Annotated in this window: 4 protein-coding genes; 2 read left to right on the top strand and 2 right to left on the bottom strand. The window is 66.8% G+C overall.

What is annotated here, in order from left to right; translation table 11 throughout:
• Window positions 1–63: 63 nt before the first annotated feature.
• Window positions 64–543: a hypothetical protein gene (locus tag WC493_RS22945; protein ID WP_373068915.1), complete on the bottom strand. Its 480-nt coding sequence runs from the start codon at window positions 541–543 to the stop codon at window positions 64–66.
• 12 nt (window positions 544–555) lie between these two features.
• Window positions 556–1,044 carry a GFA family protein gene (locus WC493_RS22940; RefSeq protein ID WP_373068913.1) on the bottom strand — a complete coding sequence of 163 codons (489 nt, stop codon included), beginning with the start codon at window positions 1,042–1,044 and terminating at the stop codon, window positions 556–558.
• 70 nt (window positions 1,045–1,114) lie between these two features.
• Between WC493_RS22940 and WC493_RS22935 the strand changes: the two genes are divergently transcribed.
• Both WC493_RS22935 and WC493_RS22930 read left to right on the top strand, forming a co-directional pair.
• Window positions 1,115–2,101 carry an NAD(P)H-quinone oxidoreductase gene (locus WC493_RS22935; protein WP_373068911.1) on the top strand — a complete coding sequence of 329 codons (987 nt, stop codon included), beginning with the start codon at window positions 1,115–1,117 and terminating at the stop codon, window positions 2,099–2,101.
• Complete coding sequence (locus WC493_RS22930; RefSeq protein WP_373068909.1) at window positions 2,098–2,760, top strand: DsbA family oxidoreductase; 663 nt, start codon at window positions 2,098–2,100, stop codon at window positions 2,758–2,760. The genes WC493_RS22935 and WC493_RS22930 overlap by 4 nt, the downstream gene beginning before the upstream one ends.
• The last annotated feature ends 153 nt before the right edge of the window (window positions 2,761–2,913 follow it).

The following is a 2,913-nucleotide window of genomic DNA, read 5'->3' as shown; positions in this document are numbered from 1 at the left end:
CATCGACCGGAAGGCGCGTGATGTCGGCCTGCACGGCGCGCAACACCGGTGCGGGAAACCTGCTCACTCCGCGATCGCCCCGCGAGCGATTTCGAAGCAGGCGTCAACATGCGAATTCCCCACATACATCATCGCCGCCACGCTGAGTGCGGCCGCCGCGGCCTGTCCGGCGAAGGGGATGTATTTCAGCACCTGCTTCGCCGCCATGCGCGCACCGACCTTTTGTAGCGCAGCCACGACCAGCCTTTTGGTGATGGCGCGGCCCGCCAGATCGGAGCCGACCTTTTTCAGCATCGCGTAGATAGCGACCTTGTGCCGCGTATCGAGTTCCGCGATTTGCTCGGGAGTCAGGCCGAACTTCTGGTTGATCGCGGGGATCAGTTGCATCAGCATGCCGACGTCTCCCGCGATGTCCACGCCAGGAATCGGAATCAGCGACATGCCGCCCGAACTCGCCGCACGCCGCCTGACCATTTTCCGGCACGAGGCGCGAACCTTTTCCAATTCCGCGATCGATGCCGGCAGGGCCTGACGCTTCTTCATCCCGACAGTCCGTCAGCGCTTCGGCCCGGGGAAGCGCGGATACGTGTCGCCGATCTCCATCCAGGACGCCTTCGAGTCAACGTGGATATGGAAGATATTGCCGCAGACGAAGGGCGTATCCACCGTGCCGAGGCGCAGGCGCTTCTTCTCCGGCAGGTCGTCGCGCGCGCTGTAGATCGGGCTGCCGCAGTTGCCGCAGAAGACCCGCGCCTTGCCGGGCGTGGCGCGATATTCCTTGAGCAGCTCGCTGCCCGAAAGCAGGCGGAACCGCGCGGAGTCGATCGGCCCCACCGCGGCGAATGCGGAACCCTGGGCCTTGCGGCACTGCGAACAATGGCAGATCGAGATCTCCTCGATGGCCCCGTCGTACTCGTAGCGAATGCCGCCGCACAGGCAGCTTCCTTCGATCACTTGAACTCCTTTCCCGGACGAAATGCAAACGAATGAAAACCGCGACGGGCGGAACAACCCGCTCCGTTCGCGCATCGTGCCGTGAACCATTCGGGATAACAAGACTCCAAGCGGTCAGGCTGCTAGACTCGCGCCTGATTTCCCCACGGAGCGCGGCACCATGAAATACATCGACCACGGCGCGGGCGGCGACGCCGGCTGCATGAAGCTCGTCGAAGGCCCGGCGCCGCAGCCGGGCCCCGGCCAGATCCTGATCGAGGTGGTCTGCGCCGGCGTCAACCGGCCTGACGTGCTGCAGCGCTGGGGCCGCTACCCGCCGCCGCCCGACGCCTCGCCCGTGCTCGGCCTCGAAGTCGCGGGCCGCGTCGCCGCAGTGGGCGCCGGCGTCACGGACTGGAAAGTCGGCGCCGGCGTTACGGCGCTTACCCCCGGTGGCGGCTATGCCGAGTACTGCGTCGCCGCCGCCGGCCATGCCTTGCCGATTCCGCCCGGGATGGACTTCGCCACAGCAGCGGCCCTGCCCGAAACCTGGTTCACCGTGTGGGCCAACCTGGTCGACCTGGGGCGCCTGAAGCGCGGCGAGCGCCTGCTGGTGCATGGCGGTTCGAGCGGCATCGGCCTGGTCGCCATCCAGCTGGCCAAGCACCTTGGCGTCGAGTGCATCGTCACCGTCGGCAATGAAGAAAAGGCCGCCTTCTGCCTCGCCGCCGGCGCGACACACGCGATCAATTACCGCACGACCGATTTCGCCGACGCGGTGAAGACGCTCACCGCGGGGGCCGGCGTCGACGTGATCCTCGACATGGTCGGCGCGCCCTACCTCCAGCGCAACCTGGGCGCCCTGCGACGCGACGGCCGGCTGGTGATCGTCGCCTTCCTCGAAGGCAGCAAGACCGAGGCCGACCTGATGCCGATCATGCTGAAGCGGCTGACGGTCACCGGCTCGACCATGCGGCCGCGCACGACGGCCGAGAAAACCGCGATCCGCGATGCGCTGGCCGCCAACATCTGGCCGGCGCTGGCGCAAGGCCGTTTGCTGCCCCACTTGTTCGCGCGCTTTCCGCTGGCGCAGGCCGCGGAGGCGCACCGGCTCATGGAATCGAGCCGCCACATCGGCAAGATCGTTTTGGAGATTGGCAAGCCATGAATGAATTGACCATTGATGTCGTCTCCGACGTGGTCTGCCCGTGGTGCTTCATCGGCAAGCACCATCTGGATCAGGCCCTGCATCTGTGGCACGCCGAGCAGCCGCAGTGTGCCGTCGCCGTGCGCTGGCACCCCTTCTTCCTCAATCCCGATACGCCGGAGGGCGGCGAGCCCTACCGGCCGTTTCTGGAGAAGAAATTCGGCGGCCCCGAAAAGCTGGCCGAGATCTGGCAGCGGGTCAGTGCGGCGGGACGCACCGCCGGCATCGAGTTCGCCTTCGAGAAGATCGAGCTGCGGGCCAACACGCTCAACGCGCACCGCCTGATACACCATGCCCAGAAAGTCGGCGCTGACGGTACGGCGGTCAGCACGCTGATCGAAGGTCTGTTCGCCGCGCAGTTCCTCGAGGGACGACACGTCGGCGACCGTGCGGTGCTGGCCGATGTGGCCGGCAAATGCGGCCTGGACCGCGATGCCGTGCGGGACTACCTGGACAGCGCGGAGGATGCCGAAGAGGTGCGCGCCGCCGCCGGCGAGATGCAGCGCATGGGCATCGGCGGCGTGCCCTTCTTCATATTCAACAAGCGGCTGGCCGCCTCCGGCGCCCAGCCGCCCGATGCCTTGCTGAAGGCCATGCGCGAGGCGACGCAGGCGGCCTGATCGGGACTACTTGAGCAGGCCTTCTTCCTTCATGGCCTGCTGCACGCCGGGACGCGCCGCGACACGCTTGAGGTAGGCGGCCAGCAAGGGGCGTCCCTCCTTGACATCGACATTGACCAGGCGGCCCCAGCCGAGGACGGTGAACAGGTAGCC

This window comes from Zavarzinia sp. (assembly GCF_041650655.1).
Classification (GTDB): Bacteria; Pseudomonadota; Alphaproteobacteria; order Zavarziniales; family Zavarziniaceae; genus Zavarzinia.
This window is presented reverse-complemented; position numbering and strand designations above follow the sequence as displayed.